General features: G+C 64.1%; 20 protein-coding genes. All 20 read right to left on the reverse strand.

Going from position 1 to position 20,638, the window contains the following annotated elements; all coding sequences use genetic code 11:
* Nucleotides 1-6: 6 nt before the first annotated feature.
* Nucleotides 7-744 carry an LPS export ABC transporter ATP-binding protein gene (gene lptB, locus K7R21_RS19560; protein WP_224984981.1) on the reverse strand — a complete coding sequence of 246 codons (738 nt, stop codon included), beginning with the start codon at nucleotides 742-744 and terminating at the stop codon, nucleotides 7-9.
* Nucleotides 725-1,216 (reverse strand): lipopolysaccharide transport periplasmic protein LptA, encoded by a 492-nt coding sequence (lptA, locus tag K7R21_RS19565; protein WP_263630814.1) that lies wholly within the window; start codon nucleotides 1,214-1,216, stop codon nucleotides 725-727. The genes lptB and lptA overlap by 20 nt, the downstream gene beginning before the upstream one ends.
* Entirely contained in the window at nucleotides 1,216-1,788 is a 573-nt protein-coding gene (gene lptC, locus K7R21_RS19570; RefSeq protein ID WP_224984983.1) for an LPS export ABC transporter periplasmic protein LptC, read from the reverse strand. Before lptC ends, lptA begins: the two co-directional genes overlap by 1 nt.
* A gap of 205 nt (nucleotides 1,789-1,993) precedes the next feature.
* Nucleotides 1,994-2,923: a GDP-L-fucose synthase gene (gene fcl / locus K7R21_RS19575; protein ID WP_224984984.1), complete on the reverse strand. Its 930-nt coding sequence runs from the start codon at nucleotides 2,921-2,923 to the stop codon at nucleotides 1,994-1,996.
* A complete protein-coding gene (gene gmd, locus K7R21_RS19580) occupies nucleotides 2,913-3,965 on the reverse strand; it encodes a GDP-mannose 4,6-dehydratase (protein ID WP_224984985.1) in 1,053 nt (350 codons plus the stop codon). Before gmd ends, fcl begins: the two co-directional genes overlap by 11 nt.
* A gap of 73 nt (nucleotides 3,966-4,038) precedes the next feature.
* Complete coding sequence (gene hldE / locus K7R21_RS19585; RefSeq protein ID WP_224984986.1) at nucleotides 4,039-5,502, reverse strand: bifunctional D-glycero-beta-D-manno-heptose-7-phosphate kinase/D-glycero-beta-D-manno-heptose 1-phosphate adenylyltransferase HldE; 1,464 nt, start codon at nucleotides 5,500-5,502, stop codon at nucleotides 4,039-4,041.
* Between the two features lie 88 nt (nucleotides 5,503-5,590).
* Nucleotides 5,591-6,538, reverse strand: a complete 948-nt coding sequence (locus tag K7R21_RS19590) for a hypothetical protein (RefSeq protein WP_224984987.1) — start codon at nucleotides 6,536-6,538, stop codon at nucleotides 5,591-5,593.
* A 51-nt stretch (nucleotides 6,539-6,589) separates the two neighbouring features.
* Complete coding sequence (locus tag K7R21_RS19595; RefSeq protein ID WP_224984988.1) at nucleotides 6,590-7,600, reverse strand: NAD-dependent epimerase; 1,011 nt, start codon at nucleotides 7,598-7,600, stop codon at nucleotides 6,590-6,592.
* A gap of 65 nt (nucleotides 7,601-7,665) precedes the next feature.
* Complete coding sequence (locus tag K7R21_RS19600; protein WP_224984989.1) at nucleotides 7,666-8,274, reverse strand: DUF4254 domain-containing protein; 609 nt, start codon at nucleotides 8,272-8,274, stop codon at nucleotides 7,666-7,668.
* 7 nt (nucleotides 8,275-8,281) lie between these two features.
* On the reverse strand, nucleotides 8,282-9,316 hold the full coding sequence (locus tag K7R21_RS19605; protein ID WP_224984990.1) for a glycosyltransferase family 9 protein: 1,035 nt from the start codon (nucleotides 9,314-9,316) through the stop codon (nucleotides 8,282-8,284).
* Complete coding sequence (locus K7R21_RS19610; RefSeq protein ID WP_224984991.1) at nucleotides 9,313-10,107, reverse strand: glycosyltransferase family 2 protein; 795 nt, start codon at nucleotides 10,105-10,107, stop codon at nucleotides 9,313-9,315. Before K7R21_RS19610 ends, K7R21_RS19605 begins: the two co-directional genes overlap by 4 nt.
* Nucleotides 10,091-11,179: a lipopolysaccharide heptosyltransferase II gene (gene waaF, locus K7R21_RS19615; RefSeq protein WP_224984992.1), complete on the reverse strand. Its 1,089-nt coding sequence runs from the start codon at nucleotides 11,177-11,179 to the stop codon at nucleotides 10,091-10,093. Before waaF ends, K7R21_RS19610 begins: the two co-directional genes overlap by 17 nt.
* A gap of 79 nt (nucleotides 11,180-11,258) precedes the next feature.
* Nucleotides 11,259-12,362, reverse strand: coding sequence for a glycosyltransferase family 4 protein (locus K7R21_RS19620; protein WP_224984993.1), 1,104 nt, complete (start codon nucleotides 12,360-12,362; stop codon nucleotides 11,259-11,261).
* Nucleotides 12,363-12,371: 9 nt separating this feature from the next.
* Entirely contained in the window at nucleotides 12,372-13,202 is an 831-nt protein-coding gene (locus K7R21_RS19625) for a glycosyltransferase family 2 protein (RefSeq protein WP_224984994.1), read from the reverse strand.
* 15 nt (nucleotides 13,203-13,217) lie between these two features.
* The gene (gene waaC, locus K7R21_RS19630) at nucleotides 13,218-14,261 is read right to left on the reverse strand and encodes a lipopolysaccharide heptosyltransferase I (protein ID WP_224984995.1); all 1,044 of its coding nucleotides are present in this window, start codon (nucleotides 14,259-14,261) and stop codon (nucleotides 13,218-13,220) included.
* A 76-nt stretch (nucleotides 14,262-14,337) separates the two neighbouring features.
* Entirely contained in the window at nucleotides 14,338-15,471 is a 1,134-nt protein-coding gene (gene lpxK / locus K7R21_RS19635; protein WP_224984996.1) for a tetraacyldisaccharide 4'-kinase, read from the reverse strand.
* Nucleotides 15,464-16,771, reverse strand: a complete 1,308-nt coding sequence (locus K7R21_RS19640) for a 3-deoxy-D-manno-octulosonic acid transferase (protein ID WP_224984997.1) — start codon at nucleotides 16,769-16,771, stop codon at nucleotides 15,464-15,466. Before K7R21_RS19640 ends, lpxK begins: the two co-directional genes overlap by 8 nt.
* A gap of 52 nt (nucleotides 16,772-16,823) precedes the next feature.
* On the reverse strand, nucleotides 16,824-17,744 hold the full coding sequence (locus K7R21_RS19645; protein WP_224984998.1) for a lysophospholipid acyltransferase family protein: 921 nt from the start codon (nucleotides 17,742-17,744) through the stop codon (nucleotides 16,824-16,826).
* Nucleotides 17,745-17,757: 13 nt separating this feature from the next.
* Nucleotides 17,758-19,503: a lipid A export permease/ATP-binding protein MsbA gene (gene msbA / locus K7R21_RS19650; RefSeq protein WP_224984999.1), complete on the reverse strand. Its 1,746-nt coding sequence runs from the start codon at nucleotides 19,501-19,503 to the stop codon at nucleotides 17,758-17,760.
* Nucleotides 19,500-20,618 (reverse strand): lipid-A-disaccharide synthase, encoded by a 1,119-nt coding sequence (gene lpxB, locus K7R21_RS19655; protein WP_224985033.1) that lies wholly within the window; start codon nucleotides 20,616-20,618, stop codon nucleotides 19,500-19,502. Before lpxB ends, msbA begins: the two co-directional genes overlap by 4 nt.
* Nucleotides 20,619-20,638: the final 20 nt, after the last annotated feature.

Genomic DNA, 20,638 nt, shown 5'->3' on the forward strand with positions numbered 1-20,638 from the left:
TTTTCTTTACAGCCTGAACTTGTCACCCAGATAGATTTCCCGTGCCTTCTTGCTTTGTGAAATCTGCACCGGGTCGCCCACTTCGAGCACCTCGCCGGCGTTCATGATGTAGGCCTTGTCGCAGACACCGAGGGTCTCGCGCACGTTGTGGTCGGAGATCAGCACCCCCAGCCCCTTCTCCTTCAGCGCCCTGATGATGTTCTGGATATCGATCACCGCGATCGGGTCGATACCCGCGAAGGGCTCGTCGAGCAGGATGAAGCTGGGATCGGTGGCCAAGGCCCGGGCGATCTCGACGCGGCGCCGCTCACCGCCAGAAAGGGCGTAGCCGCGGCTCCCTGCAATGTGCTCGACCCGGAACTCCGCCAGCAACTCTTCCACCCGCTCCCTGCGCCGAACCGGCTCCAGGTCCATGGTCTCCAGCACGGCCATCAGGTTGTCCCGCACGGTGAGGCGGCGGAACACCGATGGCTCCTGCGGCAGGTAGCTGATGCCGCGACGCGCCCTCTGGTACATGGGGAGCCCGGTGATCGGTTCGCCGTCCAGGAAGACCTGTCCCTGGTCGGGACGGGTCAACCCCACCACCATGTAGAAGGTAGTGGTCTTGCCGGCACCGTTGGGACCCAGCAACCCGATCACCTCTCCCGAGGAGATCTCCAGGTCCACCCCCTTCACCACCATGCGCTTGTTGAAACCCTTTTGCAGTCCCTTGGTGTAGAGGGTGCTACGGCTTGGCACCGACATTCTTTCCTCCCGGATGGATGACCGCTTCCACCCGTTCCTTGGGGCCGCTGGTAACCACGCTCTTCTGCTCGTTGACGTAGTAGGTGATGATCTTGCCGGTCACCACGTCCTCGCCCGAAACCACCTTGGGGTTGCCGTCCAGGACGATGCGCGCCAGCTTGGGGTCGTAGACCCCGTGGGCGCCGGTCGCCTGGCGCTCTTCCTGCACGATGCGCACGTTACCGAATGCCTCGACCTGCGACACCTCGTTGTTGGGGCCGCCGTAGCTGACCACCAGACGGTCCGTGTAGAGGGTCATGTCACCCTGGCGGGCGACCACCTTCCCCTCGAAGGTTGCCGTCTTCTTCTCGTTATCGGTATTGAGCGTGTCCGACTTTACCTTTAAAGGCTCTTTATTGCTGGTGCCCTGCGCGGCGTGGCCCGTCGTGGCCAGGGCAAGCAGCAGCGAGAGACAGGAGACGATTCGGCGCATCACTCCCCCCCCTGCCGGTACACGGCGCTTACATCCTTCAACAACCTGAACTTCCGAGTCTGCGTATAGTACTCCATACCTGTCCCTTCCAACTGGCTTCCGATGTCCGTCAACTCGACCCGCTCCGTGGTCTGCAACATGCTGCGTGCCGCGACGTAGTTGACGCGATGGGTCGAGAAGCCGTAGCCCTTGCTGCTTTTCCCCCGCACGTTGCCAACTAGGGCGATATCCCTGGTCCCGTTGTGGTACTGCCCGGTGTCCGCCGTGATCACCAGCTCGCCCAGCCCCCCCGCCCCATGCACCACCATGCGCACGCCGGTGAGGTAGGAGATGTCGGCCGCTTTGTTATAGTCGGCCCGGGTAGCACTGAGCTCCCAGTGCTTGATGCCCTGTTTGGTTTCCGTGTAATGGAAATTGTGCAGGGAGACATCCACCTGGAGCGGAAGCTTGCGCACCGACAACTTCGGGGCCACTTCCTGCTGCATACGGAAGACTATGGTGGCAATCACCAACAGGGAGGCAACAACTGCCAGGACGCCTAGGAATCGCTTGAAATTATTGAAGTTATGCATGATTTCGCAGGAAGTATAGCATCTAAAAAAATCACTGTAAAGCGCATTTTAGTGGAACTCTAAAATTTTGGCACAAAGATTGAAGAAGGCGCAAAATTGTGGTTGACAGAGTTATTCATGAGAATTCGGCAGCTTAAATGCACCCTCCGGTCCAGGCTGTAAACGGGACCGGCAGCGCGGGGAAGTGTCGGGAAAGGAAACGGGATCAGCAGCGGTTGGCGAGGTACCAGGCGTAGGTGTCTTTGAGCCCCTGGTCAAGCTCGATCTTGTGGTGCCACCCCAGCTCGTGGATTCGGCTTACGTCGCTGAGCTTTCTCGGGGTGCCGTCCGGCTTGGAGATATCAAAGAGGATCTCGCCGGCAAAGCCCACCACCGCCGCTATCCTGCGGGCCAAGTCGGCGATGGTGAGTTCCTCGCCGCTGCCGACGTTGACCGGATCCCACCCCTCGTAACGCTCCATCAGGAACAGGGAGGCCCCGGCGACGTCGTCCACGTGGACAAACTCGCGGTACGGGGTCCCGGTTCCCCAGATGGTGACGCTCTTCGCTCCGGACTGCTTGGCTTCGTGGAACCTGCGAATCAGGGCGGGGAGGACGTGGGAGGTGGTGAGGTCGAAGTTGTCGTTGGGACCGTAGAGGTTGGTGGGCATGGCGCTGATGAACCGGGTCCCGTACTGGCGGTTGTAGGACTGGCACATCTTGATGCCGGCGATCTTGGCGATGGCGTAGGGCTCGTTGGTCGGCTCCAGCGGGCCGGTGAGCAGCGCCTCTTCCTTAATCGGCTGCGGCGCGAGCTTAGGATAGATGCAGGTGGAACCCAAAAGCAGCAGTTTCTTGACCCCGGTGAGGTAGCTAGAGTGCAGCACGTTGTTCTGGATCATCAGGTTATCGTAGATGAAGTCGGCGGGGAAGCTGTTGTTGGCCACGATGCCCCCGACCTTGGCCGCCGCCAGGAAGACGTACTCCGGGCGCTCCGCCTCGAAAAACGCCCGCGTCGCCGCCTGGTCGCGCAGGTCGAGCTCGGAGCTTTTGCGCAGTACCAGGTTGTGGTACCCCGCGCGCTCCAGCTGCCGCACCAGGGCGGAACCGACCAGGCCGCGGTGCCCGGCCACGAAGATCCTGGCGTCACTTTCCATCGGCTCTCAGTTCCCTCTCGGCGATGGCGAGGTCGGATTCGGTCATCATCTTCACCAGCTGCGAGAAGCTGGTCTTGGGCTCCCAGCCGAGTTCACGCCGGGCCTTGGTGGCATCGCCCAGGAGCAGGTCGACCTCCGCCGGGCGGAAGTAGCGCGGGTCGATCTCGATCAGCACCTTATCGGTCTTGACGTCGATGCCCTGTTCCTGCTCCCCCTCCCCTTTCCAGGTGAGCTCCATACCCAGGCTGCCGAAGACCTGCTCGGCAAATTCGCGGACGCTGTGGGTCTCGCCGGTCGCCACCACGTAGTCGTCGGCGCGGTCCGCCTGGAGCATGCGCCACATCGCCTCGACGTAGTCGCCGGCGAAGCCCCAGTCCCTCTTGGCCTCCAGGTTGCCCAGGTAGAGCCGGTCCTGCAGTCCCAGCTTGATGCGGGCGGCGGCACGGGTGATCTTCCTGGTCACGAAGGTCTCGCCGCGGCGCGGCGACTCGTGGTTGAAGAGGATGCCGTTGCAGGCGAACATGTTGTAGCTTTCCCGGTAGTTCACCGTGATGTAAAAGGCATAGGCTTTAGCGCAGGCGTACGGCGAGCGGGGGTAGAAGGGAGTCGTTTCCTTCTGCGGCGTCTCCAGCACCTTGCCGTACAGTTCCGAAGAGGAGGCCTGGTAGAAGCGGGTGGTGATGCCGGCTTCCTGGATCCCCTCCAGGATGCGCACCGCCCCCAGGGCGTCCACCTCGCCGGTGTACTCGGGGACGTCGAAGGAGACGCGGACGTGGCTCTGGGCGCCCAGGTTGTAGATCTCGTCGGGATGGATCTCGCGCAGCAGGCGGTTGATAGAGCTCGCGTCGTTGAGGTCGCCGTAATGGAGGAACAACCGCGTGTCAGCTTCGTGCGGGTCACGGTAGATGTGGTCGATGCGGCCGGTGTTGAAGGAGGAGGAACGGCGGATCATGCCGTGCACTTCGTACCCCTTGGAAAGCAGGAGTTCGGCGAGGTAGGAGCCGTCCTGGCCGGTGATGCCGGTGATAAATGCCTTCTTCATGAGGCCTCCATTAAATTTGATCCAATAATGAATAACATGCGGCGGCCGTATGGCAACCCGGAGCGCTGAAACTTTATTTGGTGGAGAGGATCTTGTCGATGATGCGGCTGGTGGAACGGCCATCGACGAACTCAATCAATTCGACCCGTCCCCCCATCGATTCGACCACTTCACGCCCCACGACCTGGTCGATGTTGTAGTCCCCCCCCTTGACCAGGATGGACGGGCAGAGCGCCTCGATCAGCCTGAGCGGCGTATCCTCATCGAAGAGCACCACGTAGTCGACGCACCCCAGGGCGGCCAGGATATGCGCCCGCTCCTTCTCCTCGATGAGCGGCCGGCCCTCTCCCTTGAGCCGTTTCACCGATGCGTCGGTGTTCAGACCGACCACCAGGAGGTCGCCCAGTTCCCGCGCCTTCTGCAGGTACTTCACGTGTCCGACGTGCAACAGGTCGAAGCAGCCGTTGGTGAAAACCACCTTCCTGCCACGGTTGCGCTCGCGGGCGATGAGATGCTCTAGGACGTCCAGGTTCTTGATCTTGGCATCGCTGTCGCGCAGGGCGTGGCCGACCTCCTCGATCACCTCCCGCGGCGACACGGTGGAGGTACCCAGCTTGCCAACTACGATGCCGGCGGCGATGTTGGCGACCCAGGCCGCGTCCGCCAGCGACAGGCCGCAGGCAAGTCCTACCGACAGGACCGAGATGACGGTATCGCCGGCACCGGTCACGTCGAAGACCTCGCGGGCCACGGTCGGGATGTGCACCGCCTCCCCACGCACCGGGAAGAGCGACATACCCGCCTCGCTGCGGGTTATGAGCAAGGCGTCGAGCTCCAGGGTGGCGAGCATCCGGCCGGCCGCCTGCTCCAGCGACTCCTGGTCGGTGATGGCTACTCCCGAGGCGACTTCGGCCTCCTTCCGGTTGGGGGTGAGCACCGTGGCGCCCCGGTACTTGGAGAAGTCGTCTCCCTTGGGATCGACCACAACCGGAATACCGAGTTCCCGCCCCTTACGGCAGAGCGCGGCGAGGAGTGCCGGGGTCAGCACCCCCTTCAGGTAATCGGAGACCACGATGACGTCGAACTCGCCCAGGTGCGCGTCGAGGTAGACCAGCAGCGCCTGTTCACTGACGCCACCGATGGGCGCCTTGGTTTCCCGGTCGATGCGCACGATCTGCTGGTGCGCCGCGAGAACCCTGGTTTTCTTGCTGGTCCTGCGCTGCGGGTCCTGGATCAGCCCGGCGAGAACGACCCCCTTCTCGTCCAGGGTCCGGCGCAGCACGTCGCCGTTCTCGTCAGTCCCGATCACCGAGCAGACCGCCACCTGGCAGCCAAGCGCAACCAGGTTGTTGACCACGTTCCCCGCGCCTCCCAGGCGCAACTCTTCCCGGGAGACCTCGACCACCTGCACCGGGGCCTCCGGCGAGATCCGCTCCGCCTTGCCGAGCAGGTACTCGTCCAGCATGAGGTCGCCGACCACGAGGGCCCGCACCGAGGTAGCGCGTTCAAAAAGGGATTCTATTTCACGTCTTTCCATTCAATATCTCCAAGCTGTTGCGATGTAGAAGGTGCTGCGCCTGCGGCCGCGCTGCTGGGCCAGGCAGGTCGGAAAAGTGCGCCGCGGTTCAGGCGATCCGGTCCAGGATGCCCGCGGCGAGGAGCGGGATCATGATCTCGTGGTGCCCGGTGACGGTGAAACCCTGGCTGTCGCCCGTGGTGGGACGCCTGACGACGTTGGTGAGCGGCCGGTAGTGCTGCTGCATGTCGAAGTTGGCGGTGGTGAAGCGATCGACGTGGTGCCCGAGATTCTGGGCGATGGAAAGGGCCTTCAGGAAAACCTCGGGCAGGAGCACGGCGCTGCCGATGTTCAGGTAAACCCCGCCGTCGCCGAGTCCTGAAACGACCGAGGTGAAGATCCGGAAATCGGTGAAGCTGGCAGCGCCCAGGACAGCGCCATCGGCGGAGGGATGCTGATGGGTGATATCGGTACCGATGGCAACGTGCACCGTTACCGGGATCCCCTTCGCCACGCAGGCGGCCATCAGGCTCCGCTCCCGGTAGGGGAGCTCGCGCTCGAGGATCATGCGCCCCAGCGCTTCGCCATGCCCGAGCCCCTGGGCGACGCCGCGCTTGAGCGCGTCGTTGATCTGGGCGCCGGTTTCTTCCGCCATGCCGAAGTTGCCGGCATGGAGAACGGCGCCGACGTCCTCGCTGGTGGCCCCGATCAGGGCGATCTCGAAGTCATGGATGGAGCCCGAGCCGTTCAAGGCCACGGCGGTGACCACATCGGCGTCGATCAGGGACTTGATGACCGGCTGCAGGCCGCACTTGATGACGTGCCCCCCCATGGCCATGACCACGGGTTTCCCCTTGGCACGGGCCGCGACCACGGCGTCGATGATCCGGTTCAGCGCCTGGGCGCCCAGCTGGTCGGGGAGGGACGCGAGGAGCTCGGCCACGGTCATGCCGGGGCGCACCGGACCGGCCAGGTGCTCCCGGACGTTCATCTTGTTCTTCCTGTTGGCGATGGGGTACGTGCTGACGCCAGAAAAATCGAGAGGACGGTGCTTCACGGTGATCCTTTCCACTGCCTGGATGTGGTGCCGGCGGCCCTGCGGGCCGCCTCAGATCCTATAAAACTCACGGTACCAGGAGACAAAGCGCCCGATCCCCTCCTCGATCGAGGTGGCGGGACGGAAGTCGACGTCCCGGATCAGGTCGTCCACGTCGGCGTAGGTGGCGGGCACGTCGCCGGCCTGGATAGGGAGGAAGTTCTTCTTGGCCTCCCTGCCCAGCGCCTGCTCCAGCACCTCGATGAAACGCAGCAGCTCGACGGGGTTGTTGTTGCCGATGTTGTAGATGCGGTAGGGTGCGTAGCTGGTGCCGGGGTCGGGGTGGCTCCCCTGCCACGCCGGGTCGCCGGCCGGCACCCGGTCCACCACCCTGGTCACCCCCTCGACGATGTCGTCGACGTAGGTGAAGTCGCGCTGCATCTTGCCGTGGTTGAACACGTCGATGGGGCGCCCTTCCAGGATGGCCCTGGTGAACAGGAACAGCGCCATATCCGGACGCCCCCAAGGGCCATAGACAGTGAAAAAGCGCAGTCCCGTGGTGGGAAGGCCGTACAGGCTCGAGTAGGTGTGCGCCATGAGCTCGTTGGCCTTCTTGGTCGCCGCGTAGAGCGACACCGGGTGGTCCACGTTGTGGTGCACCGAGAAGGGCATCGAGGTGTTGGCGCCGTAAACCGAGCTGGACGAGGCGTACACCAGGTGGCCGACCTTGTTGTGCCTGCACCCTTCCAGGATGTTGATGAAACCGCTTATGTTGCTGTCGATGTAGGCGTAGGGGTTCTGGATGGAGTACCTGACCCCCGCCTGGGCGGCCAGGTTGACCACGCTGTCGAAGCGTTCCGCGGCGAACAGCGCCGCGCAGCCATCACGGTCCTCGAGACTCATGCGCACGAACCTGAATCCGGGCTTTCCTTCCAGCCTGGCCAGCCTCGCCTCCTTGAGCCCCACGTCGTAGTAATCGTTGACGTTGTCCAGGCCCACCACCTCGTGCCCCTTTGCCAAAAGCTTTTCCGAGAGGTGGTATCCGATGAAGCCAGCTGCGCCGGTAACCAGTATCTTAGCCATGCCTACCTCCGTTGGAATTTGGGTTTTTCAGGCGTGTGCCGGAGCGCCGTCTCGCGGCACGTGTCCTACCCCTTCTGCCGGTACAGCTCGGGATTGAGGGTGGGGTCGTTGTACATCTTGTACTGGCGATACACCTTCATCTTTCTAACACCGGCGAGGTAGTCGTCAAGGAGAAGGTTGAAGGCCCGCTCGAGGTCGCAGCGCTGCTCCCTGAGGACCGCGAGCCGGTGCAGCGAGCGCCTGCGGTGCTCGTCGTCGATGTCGGTGCGCTCGGTGTCCTCGTTCATGTGGTACACCTTGAGCGACATGATGAAGATCCTGTCCACGATGGAACCGGGGGTCTCCGAGTTGATCGGCAGTTCCCGGGTGAAATCAACCTGCGGGGTGAGCCAGGCCAGGATCTCCTCGTCCAGCTTCTCGATGAGGTCGTTGCGCCGCTGGTTGAAGCGGTCGATGTTGCGCTTCACCTGGGCGATGGCGCTGTCCTCGACGTCCGTTCTGCGCGCCTTGTCCTCTTCGTGCCACAGCGAATAGTTCTGCCAGCCAAGCTCCAGGGCGGTGGGGTTGAGCCCACCAGTCTCGGCCGCATGATCAGCGGGGTCGGTGTGCCAGAAGGAGATCAGCCGGTCAAACGTCTCGGCGAGCCCCGCCAGTTTCAGTTCCTTTGCATGCATCTTCGATTCACCTCGTGTTGTCTGAGAGCATTTCCGCCGCGGTCCGGGCCACCTCGTCCACGGTTATCATCTCCATGCAGAGCCGGAAGCTCTGGATCTTGCATTTGAAGCTGTTGCAGGGGCAGCACTCCAATTCGTCGTGCATCACGATCCGGTGTTTCTCCCCCAAGGGAGCGCTGCGCACCGGCGAGATCGGCCCGTACAGGGCGAGGACGGGGGTGCCTACCGCGGCCGCGATGTGCATCGGCCCGGTGTCCCCGGTCACCATGAGCTCGCAGTGCCCGAGCAGGGCGGCCAGCTCGCCCAGCGAACAGCCGCACAGGTCGTACATCTCCCGCTGCATCCCCGCGCGGATGGCATCGGCCAGCGGGGCCTCGTCCCTGCTCCCCACGACTACCACCGCGGCGCCGTGCTGCGCCACCAGCCGGTCCCCGAGCTCGGCGAAGCGCTCGATGGGCCAGCACTTGTTGGCGCTGCTCGTGCCGGGGTTGAAGGCGACGATGCGCTTTCCGGCAAGGACGTTGTCCGCTATGAAGCGGGCTGCGAAAGCGTGGTCCGCCTCCGAAGGGAAGAAATCGAGGGTCCGATCCGCGGTCTCCGGGTCGATGCCCAGTGCCTTCAGGGGGCGCAGGTGATCCAAAATGGCGTGGATGGTCCTGGTGCGGGTCTTGTGGTAGACGAGCACCCGGCACGGAATGGCGGCTGCCACCAGGGCCCACGCCTTCAGGTTGCTGCGCTGGTAGTTGAGCACCAGGTCGAAGCGCTTGGGGCGCAGCCGCTTCCACAGCTTAAACACCCCGCCCCAGGTGCGCTGCTCCCCCTTCTTGTCGAAGATGACCACCTCGTCCACCAGGGGGTTATCCGCGAACAACTGCGCCGTGACGCGCGCGCTGACCATGATGGTTATGGAGGCGTGCGGGTAGATACCCTTGAGCGCCCGGATCACCGGCGTCATGTGCAGCAGGTCGCCGATGGCGCCGGGCTTGATGATCAGTATGTTGGCGGGTGCCGGTGCCGCTGCGGAGCCGTGCCCCCCCGTCACTTGATCTCACCTATGTGCTGCGCCGATGCGTACTTTTTCTCCAGTTCGAGGAGCTTCGCGTACTTCACGAAGGTGCCCAGCCCCCCCATGAGTGCAATCACCAGACCGCGCACCCCCTCCAGGAAACCCAGGCGGATTACGTAGCGGTAGAAGGTGGTCCAGAGCGGGCGCACGGTGTAGTTGTGCCACTTGGCGCGCCGTCCCCGCTTGAAGTACTCCTCGGCCGAGATGCTGGAGTAGAGGATGGTCCGGTAGGCGTAGGTGAACAGGTCCCAGTTCTGGAAGTGCAGGATGTCGCCGTCCACCTTTTTGGTGCGCCCGTTGGTCATGAACTTGTCGTGGGGGTTGATCCCCCCCCAGGCCCCCTGCCCCTTGTGGAACAGGCGCGGGTTGTAATCCGGGTAGAAGGAACCGTGCCGGATCCACTTGCCCCAAAAGCAGGTGAGGCGCTTGAACTCGAAGCAGGAGTAGGTGGCGAAGTCCTCGTCGCTTAAGGCTTGGATGCTCTCGCGCATCAGCGGCGAGACCTCCTCGTCGGCGTCCATCTTCAGCACCCAGTCGTTGCGGGTCAGGTTCATGGCGTGCACCTTCTGCTCCTGGAACCCCTCGAACTTGTTCTGGAAGAACCTGACGTTGGCAAAACTGCGGCAGATCTCGGGCGTGGCGTCGGAGCTGAAATCGTCCACCACCACGACCTCGTCGGCCCAGGAAAGCGAGGCGAGCAGCCCCCCTATCTTCTGTTCGTTGTTCTTGGTGATGACAAAGGGAGATATCTTATGCTCTGCGCTCAAGTGAGGAAACTCCTTCAAACTGTTCTACCGCGTCCAGGACCTGCTGGACGGAAATGGACTCCATGCACTGGGGCTTCATGCGCGGCGACGGGGAGCACTCCTCGAAGAACTTCTGCTTGCAGGGACTGCACGGGAAGGCGCTGTAGAGAACCTTGCACCGCTTGCCCCATGGGCCGAACTTGACCGGCGACTGGGGGCCGAACAGCGCCACCAGCGGGGTGTTCAGCGCCGCGGTCACGTGCATGATGCCGCTGTCGTTGCACAGCATCACGTTGCAGCGCGCGATGATGGCCATGGTCTGGCGCAGCGAGGTGGTGCCGACCGCGAGCACCGGCTCCGGTGTGATGCGCTCCCTGAGGGTCTGCCCCAACTCGACGTCACCGCGCCCGCCGAAGACGATGATGCGGGCGCCGTAGCGTCGCTGCAGCTCATTGGCCGCCTCAGCAAAGTTATCGTGGTGCCAGGCCCGGCTCTGGTTGGCCGCGAAGGGGTGGATGCCTATCACGGGCTCGCCGGCGGCAATGCCGTTGGCGGCGAAAAACTGCTCCGCGAAGGCCTGCTCCTCATCGCTGAGCCACGCCTCCAGGTAGTCGTCCAGGACCGGCACCCCGTCCGCGCGCAAGACGTCCAGGAAATTCTGCACCTCGTGCTGGTCGTTCCGGTAAGGGACGCGCCGGGTGAGCAGGAAGCCCCGGGCCTCGGTGTTGAACCCGATGCGTGCCCGCGCCCCGGTGAGCCAGGCGATGACGGCGCTGGAAAAGGAGCGTTTCAGCACGTACACCTTGTCGAAGTGCTGGGCGCGCAGCTCCTGGATGAAGCCGTACTTGTCGGCCCAGGTGCGGTGCTTGCCGCGGCAGTCCGCGAAGCTGGTCACCGGGTCCCAGTCGATGAACTCGTCCACGTAGGGAATGTCACGGACCACGTCGGTGGAACCCGGCGCGACCACCCAGGCGATGTGGGCATCCGGTTCCGCGTAGCGCAGGTTGCGCAGAAACGGCACGGTGAGGATGGTGTCCCCGATGAACCGGTAACGCAATACCAGGATCCTCTTACCGCTGCGGTTTGCAGACATAGCTCTCCTCGTTCCTGCCGGGGTGTTTCCGGTACCGATGCCCGTCCCGCGGCAAAAAGGCGGGTACGGACGTTGCGCGTCAACTCCTGCCGGCCAGGAGCCTGTGGTAATAATCGAGGTAACGCTGCCCCATCGCCTGAAGGGAATACTTGCGCTGAACCAGGCGGTACCCCTCGCTCCCCATGGCGAAGCGCCGCTGGTCGTCGTGCAAGAGGGCGATGACTGCCGCGGCGAACTCCCGCTCCGCGCCAGTGACAACAACGCCGGCGTCCTCGCCCCGGAAGATGTCCACCATCCCCCCCTCGTCATAGGTCACGACGGGGGTGCCTGCGGCGAGGCTTTCCAGGTGCACGATGCCGAATCCCTCGTTGCGATGGGTGGTCACCGAAAGGTCAAAGTCGTAAAAGACGTCCGGGATGCGATCCCGGGGGATGCGGCCGGTGAAGATAAGCGCGTCATCCACCCCGAGCTGGCGCGCGAGCGATTGCAGCGGGTCGACCAGGGTGCGGTCGGAATCGTCGCCAACGAAGGCGACCTTGATGCCTGGAAAGGCCTCCCGCAGGGCCGGGATCATGCGCACCAGCTCTTCCTGGTTCTTCCAGAACTCGCCCACCATGCCGATGAGAGGGAAGCCCACCCCGGTGAAGAAACGGCGGGGCCGGTCGCGGTCGAACTTGGCGGCACCGGGTGCGTCACCGAGCGCGATGCCGTAGTGGACCACCTCGAGCTTGGCAGCGCACTCCTGGTTTTGCTTCAAAAGTTCCACCTTCACGTGCTCAGAGATGCACAGAACGGCGTCCGCGGTATTGAGCATGAGCTGCCGCCTCTTGGTGGCGGTGTGGTAGCTCATCATGAAGCGCCCTTTCTTCTTGAAGGGGAAAGCCAGGTGCCAGGCGAGCGCGGTGAGCAGCAGGTCGTGTTCACGGTTCACCGAGACGACGTCGAAACGCTCACGCCTCATCACCGAGGCGAGCTGAAAGGGAGCCAGGACGTCGGCAACACCGTGCCGGGGCATGGCATGGACCGTGTGCCCCATGGCACGGAAGCGGGATTCCGACTTCCCCCCTTCCCGGACCACAAAATGCACCTCCACGCCTAGGCGGGTGAGCTCGCGGGACAGGTCGGAGAGGTGTTCCTGCCCTCCGCTCCACCCCTTGTCGTTGTTGACCAACAGTATCTTCACGTGCCGCTCCTACTCTTTGGTGATGCCGTTGCGGCAGCGCGGTTCCTTGAGCTCGATCCGTTGCTGCATGATGCGCCGGTTCTCAAGGTACTTGTCACTGGTGAAGCTCCAGGAGGAGTTGTGCCAGAGGTGGAAGACATTGGCGAGGAAGCGGACCGACTTCAGCTTGCCGCCGCTGTTCAGCACGCGAATGCCGAGGTCGTTGTCCTCGATGGAGCCGTCTTTGAAGTCCTCGTCACAGCCGTTGATCCGGTAGAAGAGCTCCTTGTGGACGCTGAAGTTGCACCCCCAGATACCGTCGTCGGTGATCCGGTCCATCTTGGCGAGGGAACGCAGCAAAGGCGACGAGACGACCAGTCCCTCCTCGACCTTGCGCGAGCCCCCTTTGCGCAGGGAATCCAGCAAGAGGCCGAGACCGGCTGTGTTGACCAGCCGTCCTTGACTGGTGAATGCCTCGGTCAGGCGCGGCCCCAGGTCGACCCGCTTCCCTCCCAGCATCGCGTTCGGCTCGGCAAGGCGTACGTGATGGTGCAGCCAGTCACGATGGGCGAGACAGTCGCCATCGATGAAGGCCAGGTAGTCGCCGGTGGCCTGGCGCACCGATTCGTTGAGGATGCGCGGCTTGCGGAAGCCGTCGTCTTCCTGCCACACGTGACGTATCTCGAAGGGGCAGTTCGGTGCAGTGCGAAAGGCTTCGATGGTGTCACGGGTCTCCGCGCCACTACCGTCATCTGCGATGACGACCTCGTCCGGGAGCCTTGACTGCAGGGCAAGGCTCTGCAGGCAAAGCACGAGAGCCTTGGGCCGGTTGTAGGTCGGCACTATTGCGGTAACTTTCATGTCTTCTCACTGTTGTTATCGGGGGATCAGGCGCTCTATCCCGGCGAGGATCATCTCCGGCTTGATGCTGTCGCGGCACTGGGCGTCCTTGTCGCAGTTGGTCCTGAAGCAGCGGGTGCAGTGCATCGGCGACTGCACCACGACGTGGTGCTCGCCGCGCGGGCCGCTGCGCTTGCCGTCGGAGGCCCGGTAAAAGGAGACCGTCGGCGTCCCGACCGCCGCCGCGAGCTGCACCGGGCCGGTATCCCCGCCCACGACGAGGTCCACCTTCTTGAGGACGGCGGTCAGCTCCTTAAGGGTCATGCGCTCCAGCACCCGGGCTCCGCGCCCGATGCCGGCGGCAATGGTGAAGGCCGCCTCGCGCTCGGAGTCGTTGCCCCAGGGGAAGAGGATGGAGGCGTCGTGGTAGCGGTCCAGCACCTCCTTGCCCAGCTCGATCCAGCGCTGGACGCTCCAGAACTTGGTCTGCCAGGTGGTGCCATACTGGAACAAAAAGACCAGACCGTCGGAAAGCGTGGCCAGCAGCGCCTCGGCGTTGGCATCCTCCTCGGGCGTGGTCTGGATACTGGTGGTGAGCTGCATGGCGCGGAAGTCCTTGGCGAACGGGACGCTCACCAAGCGCAGGTACTTGTCCGTGATGTGGTAGTCCTCACGGCGCAAAGGGATCTGCCGGCGGGTAAACAGCGCATTCACCGACTCCTGCAGTTCAGCGCGGTCGAAGCCGATCCGGTCCGGGCACCCGGAGATGGCACAGATCAGCCCGCTCTTCAGGTTCCCCTGGATGTCGAAGACCAGGTCGTAACGGCGCTCCCCCAGAGCCTCCTTCAGCTCGGCAATCTCGCGCCTGGTCTGGGCGGCGAAGGGGCGCTTGCGCCAGACCTTGGTCCGCACCAGGTGCAGCTTGCTGATCAGGGGGTTCCCCTCGAGGATCTGCCGGAAGGGCTCCTCGACCACCCAGTCAACCTCGATGCCGGGCTTTGCCTGGTGCAGGTAGTCAAGGACGGGGAGGGCGTGAATGATGTCTCCCAACGCGGAGGCTTTTATGATCAGTACTCTCATCTAAGTTTCACTCGCAACGCCTTCCATGGGCGCCAAGGGTCACACTACCTCTTGCCGTGCGGGTAGCCCGCGGGGGTCACAGCAGCCGGGCCAGGGCTTCCTCCAGCGGCCGGGCGTCGTCAAACTCGAGTTCCAGCACAACCGCGTGGCAACCGGGAAGCTGTTCCGCATGGGGCAGCAGCTTCACCGCGTCCTTCTGCGTCGTCAGGAGCACCGTCGAGCGCGAGGCGGTCTTGAGCCGCAGGATCGCCGCGACCTCGGGCTCATCGTAACGGGTGTGGTCCGGGAATGAGAGCGTGGTCACCGGCCTGACGCCGACGGCCTCCAGACCGGCAAAGAACGCCTCGGGATCGGCTATGCCGGAAAAGGCCATGACGCGAACATTCTGTGCCGTTGCGAAGCCGGCAGGAGCCCCGCCGAGCAGCGGCACTATGCCAGAAAGCTTGTGTTTTGTCCAGCAGATAGGCTTTCCGGGCACCGGCGCCACCCGTCCGTTCCCCTGCGGCGTGCGGGTGCAGATTACGAGGTCGGCGCGCCCTGCAGCGCAGCGGGGTTCGCGCAGCAGCCCCCCCGGCAGGGTCAGGCCGGACCCGTAGGTTCCGGATGTTGAGCCAGCGTCGTGCGCGGCACCGGACCCTTGGTTCAGATCCACGAACGGGTTCACAGCATCGAGGAGCAGGATGTTGAGATCGCGCCTGAGTTTCAGGTGCTGGTACCCGTCGTCCATGATGAAGATGTCCGGGTTCAGCCGCTCCAGGGCGTGCAGGCCGGCCCGGTACCGATCCGAGCCGATGACCACCATGAGCCCCGGCAGCATCCCCGCCAGCTGGCACGGCTCGTCCCCCGCCTGCTCCGGGGTAAGCAGGAGGCTGGCGCCGTCGCTCACGATGCGGACCCGCCCTTCCTCACTCCCACCGTAGCCCCGGCTCAGGACGCAGACCTTCTTGCCCTGCGCCATCAGGTAGGACGCGATCCAGGCGACGGTCGGGGTCTTGCCGGTGCCGCCGACAGCTATGTTGCCCACTGAGATGACGGGCCGGGGCAACTGGTGCGAGCGGAAAATGCCCAGGCGGTAACAGAGTGCCCGCTGCCTCATGACCAGCGCGTAGGGGCGGGAGGCGAGGCGCAACAGCCCCAGCAGTGCCTTGTCGCGGAGGCGGGCGCACTTGCCTGCCAGCAGGTCCTGGTAGTACCGTTCAAGATCAGCCACGTTGCCTCCCCTCCCCCAGTAAACCGGCCATGACGTCGAGGTGACGCTCCGTGGCTCCGGCGCTCTCCAGGAGGATGCCCGCGGCCCGGCGCCCGGCCTCTTCCCGGCCGGAAGGGTCGGCGGCGAGGCGGAGCAATGCGGTCGTGAGCCCCTGGGCATCGGCGACCTGAACCTCGGGCCCGCCGTGTTTGAGGAAGAGCCCCTCGATCTCGCGGAAGTTCTCCATGTGCGGTCCGAACAGGACCGGGACCATGCACGCGGCCGGCTCCAGCGGGTTGTGCCCTCCGGTGGGAACGAGGCTCCCCCCCACGAAGACGAGGTCACAGGCGCGGTAGAGCCCGGCCAGTTCCCCCACCGTGTCCAGCAGCAGGATCCCCCCCGCGACAAGGCGCTCAGAGTCCTTCAGGGCGGAGCGGAACCGGAAGGGGAAGCCCTCCTTTTTCACCAGCTCGCCGACACCCGCGGCGCGCTCGGGGTGGCGTGGCGCCAGGATCAGGAAGCTCTGCGGTGTTTGCCGCACCAGCTCGCGGTAGGCGGCCAGGACCTGCGCCTCCTCCCCCTCGTGGGTGCTCGCCGCCGCGAAGACGAAGCAGTCCGCGGGAATGCCGTACTTCTCCTTGATCGCTGCCACCTGCTGCTGGTCCGCCTTGAGGACCGGGATGTCGTATTTGAGGTTGCCGCCGACATGCACGGCGCTGGAGGGGGCACCGATGGCGCAAATGCGCTCGGCGTCCACCGGGGTCTGCATGCACAGCGCGGCAAGGCGCTGCAGCACCGGGCGGAAGAACCAGGACAGGCGCAGGTAGCGGCCGAAGGAGCGATCCGAAATGCGCCCGTTGGCAAGAAGCACCGGGATACCCATGTCGCGCGCCACCCCGATGAAGTTGGGCCAGATCTCGGTCTCCATGATCACCACGAGTTCCGGGTCGATGCTCTTGAGGATGGAGCGGACGGCAAAGGGGTAGTCGAAGGGAAAGTAGATGCAGAGGTCGGCGGCGTTGCTCTTCTGGGCCACGCTGCGGCCGGTCTCGGTCACGTTGGAGATGACGATCTTCTTGCCGGGGAAGCGCTTGCGGATCCCTTTCAGGAGCGGCAGTGCCGCGTTGGTCTCGCCGACCGAGACGGCATGGACCAGGATGGTCCCCCCGTTGCCGACAAGGTCCAGCTCCTGCGCCGGAATGCGGCCGAAGCGCTCCAGGAAAGCGGTCCTGCGCCCGCGGCTCAGGGAGCGGTAGGCATGGTAGGGTAGCAACAATGGCAATGCGAGCCACAAAAGCAGGTTGTAAATAACACCGATCATCGCAGAAAAAGTCCTTGAACATGGCTCCCCCGAAAGCGGGCGGGGAGCGTGCCTAGCGGCTGGCGGCGTCCGGCGGGACGTTCTTCCACCGGTTGTGAATCCAGTACCACTGGGTCGGGTGCTGGACCACGTACTGCTCGATGTAGCGCGTCAGCCCCTTGGTGTCTTCCACCGCGGCCACGTCCGGGTCGGGGTCGGCGCATACCTCGAACTCGGGATGGATGGTGATGATGTTCCGGTCCCCTTCGCGATGGATGAAGGCGGGGAGCAGCGGAGTCCCGCTCTTGCGCGCGATCACCGCGGGCATCAGGATGGTCCAGGCCGGGCGTCCCAGGAAGTCGATCAGCACGCCGGTGTCCTCACCACCCGCCTGGTCGATCAGGACCCCGACGACCTCCTTTTTCCTGAACGCGGAGAACATGGCCCTGAGCGCACCTTCCCGGTAGATGACGCCGTTGCCGTAACGCTTGCGGATGCGCTCGATCATCTGGTTCAGGTGCGGGTTGTCCTGCCGTCTCGCCACCACCGAGATCTCGTGGCGGCGCACCCCGAAAGCGAGGGCCAAAAGCTCCCAGTTGCCGCTGTGAGCCGTGATGAACGCGACCCCCTTCCCCTTGGCGAAGGCCCTGTCGAAGTTCTCGATACCGCGGAATTCGACCGAGTCGATCAGCTGACGGCCGCGGCCGCCGTAGATCCTGCAGACCTCGACGATGCAGCAGCCGAGATTTTCGAAGACGCCACGGGCGAGGTCCTGCGCGCTCCCCCCCTGCCATCCCGGCTGGCGCTCGAGGTAGGGAAGGCACAACTCGAGGTTGGCTATGGCGATGCGGCGCCTTCCCCCGATCAGCGCGAAGGCGATCCTCCCCAAGAGCCGTCCCAGCGACAGCGCGATAGCGCCAGGCAGGAGCGCGACGGTGGAAGAAATCACCAAGAAAAATATCGTTTCGAGACGCCAGCGCAGCTTCAACAACATGCGGCCACCTCTCCTACGACCGGAACTGCATGCCGTGCAGCCGGCTGTAGATCCCTTCCGCCTTGAGCAGGTCGTCGTGGGTCCCCGTCTCGGCCACGGTCCCCTTCTCCAGGACGACGATGCGGTCGGCGTGGGCGATGGTGGAGAGACGGTGGGCGATGACGAAGGTGGTGCGGTTTTCCATCAGGTTGTTGAGGGCCTGCTGCACCATCTGCTCGCTCTCGGTGTCGAGCGCACTGGTCGCCTCGTCCAGGATCAGGATGGGCGCGTCCTTGAGGATGGCGCGGGCGATGCAGAGCCTCTGGCGCTGGCCGCCGGAAAGGCGCACGCCGCGGTCACCGATGTTGGTCAGGTACCCCTCGGGCAGTTCCTGGATGAAGTCGTGGGCGAAGGCGGCCCGCGCCGCGGCCTCGACCTCGGCATCGGTCGCCATCATCCTGCCGTAGCGGATGTTGTTGGCGATGGTGTCGTTGAACAGGATGGTTTCCTGGTCCACCAGCGCGATCTGCTCCAGAAGGCTCTTCACGGTGCGCTCGCGAATGTCCACGCCGTCCATGAGCACCTGGCCGCCGGTCGGGTCGTAAAAGCGGGTGATCAGCGAGACCAGGGTGGTCTTGCCGCCGCCGGAGGGACCAACGAGGGCGATCACCTCGCCCCGCTTCGCGGTCAGGTTCACCCCCTGCAGCACGTAGTCGTCCTCGTACTTGAAGCTGACGTTGCGGAACTCCACCTCGCCGCGCGCCTTGCCCAGGTCGCGGGCAGCGGGGGCGTCCACGATCTCCGGTTTCTCGTCCATGACCTCGAAGACCCGCTCGGCGGCACCCATGGAGCGCTGCACGCTGTTGAAGGCGGCAAGGAGCCTCTTGACCGGGTTGAACACCAGGACCATGGCCGTGATGAAAGAGAAGAACTCCGAGGCGCTCTTAGTGCCGTGCATGACGTTGCTGCCGCCGACCCAGATCACGGCGGCGATGCCGAAGGAGGTAATGAACTCCATGATCGGGGTGGAAAGCCCTTCGTACTTGATGTTCTTGCGGGTGAAGTAGTAGAAGTCGCGGTTGCGGGACTTGAAGCGCTCGATCTCGCGCCCCTCCAGGCCGAAGGCCTTGACCACCTTGATGCCGGAGTAGGTCTCCTGGAGGATGCTGGCGAGATCCCCCATCTTCTCCTGCCCCTGGCGCGCCACGCGCTTAATGCGGTTACCGATGCTGCGGGCCGGGACCACGGTGAGCGGGATGACCACAAAGGAGATCAGTGCCAGCTGCCAGTCGCGGTAGAAGATGACCCCCAAAAGCGCGATGGCGGAGAGGCCGTCGCGGAACAGGCCGGTTATGACCTGCCCCACCCCTTCCTGCATCAGGCTCACGTCGGAGAGGACGCGCGACATGAGGGTGCCGGTTTCGTGGCGATGGAAATAGCCGATGCCGAGCCTCATGTTCTTCTCGTACAGGTCGTTGCGCACATCCTGCACCGCGAGCTGACCGGCGCTCCTGATGAAGAAGTCGTTGGTATAGCGGCAGACGCCGCGCAGGGCGTAGAGCAAGACGATGCCGATCGGGAGCAGGTAGAAGATGGCGGTGTCCTTGCCGGAGAAGATCCTCCTGAGGACCGGCTCCACCAGGTAGGCCATGGCGCCGTCCATGCCGCCGACGCCGACCGATCCCACTGCGGCCAGAACGATGCGCCACCAGTAGGGGCGGCTGTAGGCCAAGAGCCTTTTGAATACATTTTTGTTCTGCACGGGTGCTGCACTGCTCATTTCATCATCTCCAAGGCGAGTCGGGCCACACGGCCCAGGGCCCCGCCGTTACCAAGCTTTACTCTCATGGCCGCGAAATCCTCACGCATCTGCGCCGCATACCCCGGCCGGTTCAGCAGGGCGTCGATCTCGTCGGCGATCGGCACCGGCTCCGCCTCGTGCTGCAGCAGTTCCTGCACCATGCGCTTTTCCGCAACGATATTGCTGATGCCGATGTGTGGCACGTTGATCACCCGCTTGCCCACCTCGTAGGTAAGGGTGGACATCTTGTAGATGATCACGTGGGGGACTCCCACCAGGGCGAGCTCCATGACCACCGTTCCCGAGGCGGCGATGACCGCGTCGCAGCCGCTCATCACGTCGTGGTTTCTCCCGGCCACCACCTTCACCTCGAGCCGGGTGCCGGCCAGGTACGGGGCCAGGTCCTCGTCCTTGAGCGACGTCGCCCGCGGCAGCACGAACTGCAGGTCCGGCATGCGCTCCTTGAGGATCCGCGCCGACTCCAGGATCACGGGCAGGAGTTTCTGGAGTTCAGAGCGGCGGCTCCCCGGAAAGAGGCCGATGCAGCGCCGCTGCGGGTCGAGCCCCAGCGAGGCGAGGGCCTCGTCCCGCTTCATGGTCGGCTTGACCAGGTCCAGCAGGGGATGCCCCACGAAGGTGACCGGCACGCTCGCCTTCTTGTAGAAGGGGACCTCGAACGGGAAGAGCACCGCCATCATGTCCACCACCCGGCCGATGCCGTGCACGCGGTGGCTTCTCCAGGCCCAGACCTGCGGCGAGATGAAGTAGAGAACCTTGATGCCGGCCTTCTTGGCCACCTTGGCGAGCCGCAGGTTGAAGTCGGGGTAGTCGATCAGGATCAACAGGTCGGGGGGATCGGTGTGGAGCTTTTTCTTCAGGGTGGTGAAGCCGCGCACGATGGTGGGCAGATGCGCCACCACCTCGACCAGTCCCATCACGGCCATCACGTTGGCGTCGACCAGGGTATCGACCCCGGCCTCGCGCATGCAGTTGCCCCCCATGCCGAAGAAGCGGGTCTCGGGGGACAGCGCGCGGATAGCGTTAGCGATCTGCGCGCCGTACATCTCGCCGGAAGCCTCCCCGGCGACGATCATCACTGATTGTTTCTTGTCGT

This window comes from Geomonas agri (assembly GCF_020179605.1).
Classification (GTDB): Bacteria; Desulfobacterota; Desulfuromonadia; order Geobacterales; family Geobacteraceae; genus Geomonas; species Geomonas agri.

What these genes read in the sequence shown, in the direction of transcription:
- lptB (WP_224984981.1), bottom strand. Translation starts at nt 744, where the DNA reads ATGTCGGTGCCAAGCCGTAGCACCCTCTACACCAAGGGACTGCAAAAG.
- lptA (WP_263630814.1), bottom strand. Translation starts at nt 1,216, where the DNA reads ATGCGCCGAATCGTCTCCTGTCTCTCGCTGCTGCTTGCCCTGGCCACG.
- lptC (WP_224984983.1), bottom strand. Translation starts at nt 1,788, where the DNA reads ATGCATAACTTCAATAATTTCAAGCGATTCCTAGGCGTCCTGGCAGTT.
- fcl (WP_224984984.1), bottom strand. Translation starts at nt 2,923, where the DNA reads ATGGAAAGTGACGCCAGGATCTTCGTGGCCGGGCACCGCGGCCTGGTC.
- gmd (WP_224984985.1), bottom strand. Translation starts at nt 3,965, where the DNA reads ATGAAGAAGGCATTTATCACCGGCATCACCGGCCAGGACGGCTCCTAC.
- hldE (WP_224984986.1), bottom strand. Translation starts at nt 5,502, where the DNA reads ATGGAAAGACGTGAAATAGAATCCCTTTTTGAACGCGCTACCTCGGTG.
- K7R21_RS19595 (WP_224984988.1), bottom strand. Translation starts at nt 7,600, where the DNA reads ATGGCTAAGATACTGGTTACCGGCGCAGCTGGCTTCATCGGATACCAC.
- K7R21_RS19600 (WP_224984989.1), bottom strand. Translation starts at nt 8,274, where the DNA reads ATGCATGCAAAGGAACTGAAACTGGCGGGGCTCGCCGAGACGTTTGAC.
- waaF (WP_224984992.1), bottom strand. Translation starts at nt 11,179, where the DNA reads ATGTCTGCAAACCGCAGCGGTAAGAGGATCCTGGTATTGCGTTACCGG.
- K7R21_RS19625 (WP_224984994.1), bottom strand. Translation starts at nt 13,202, where the DNA reads ATGAAAGTTACCGCAATAGTGCCGACCTACAACCGGCCCAAGGCTCTC.
- waaC (WP_224984995.1), bottom strand. Translation starts at nt 14,261, where the DNA reads ATGAGAGTACTGATCATAAAAGCCTCCGCGTTGGGAGACATCATTCAC.
- K7R21_RS19640 (WP_224984997.1), bottom strand. Translation starts at nt 16,771, where the DNA reads ATGATCGGTGTTATTTACAACCTGCTTTTGTGGCTCGCATTGCCATTG.
- K7R21_RS19645 (WP_224984998.1), bottom strand. Translation starts at nt 17,744, where the DNA reads ATGTTGTTGAAGCTGCGCTGGCGTCTCGAAACGATATTTTTCTTGGTG.
- msbA (WP_224984999.1), bottom strand. Translation starts at nt 19,503, where the DNA reads ATGAGCAGTGCAGCACCCGTGCAGAACAAAAATGTATTCAAAAGGCTC.
- lpxB (WP_224985033.1), bottom strand. Translation starts at nt 20,618, where the DNA reads ATGATCGTCGCCGGGGAGGCTTCCGGCGAGATGTACGGCGCGCAGATC.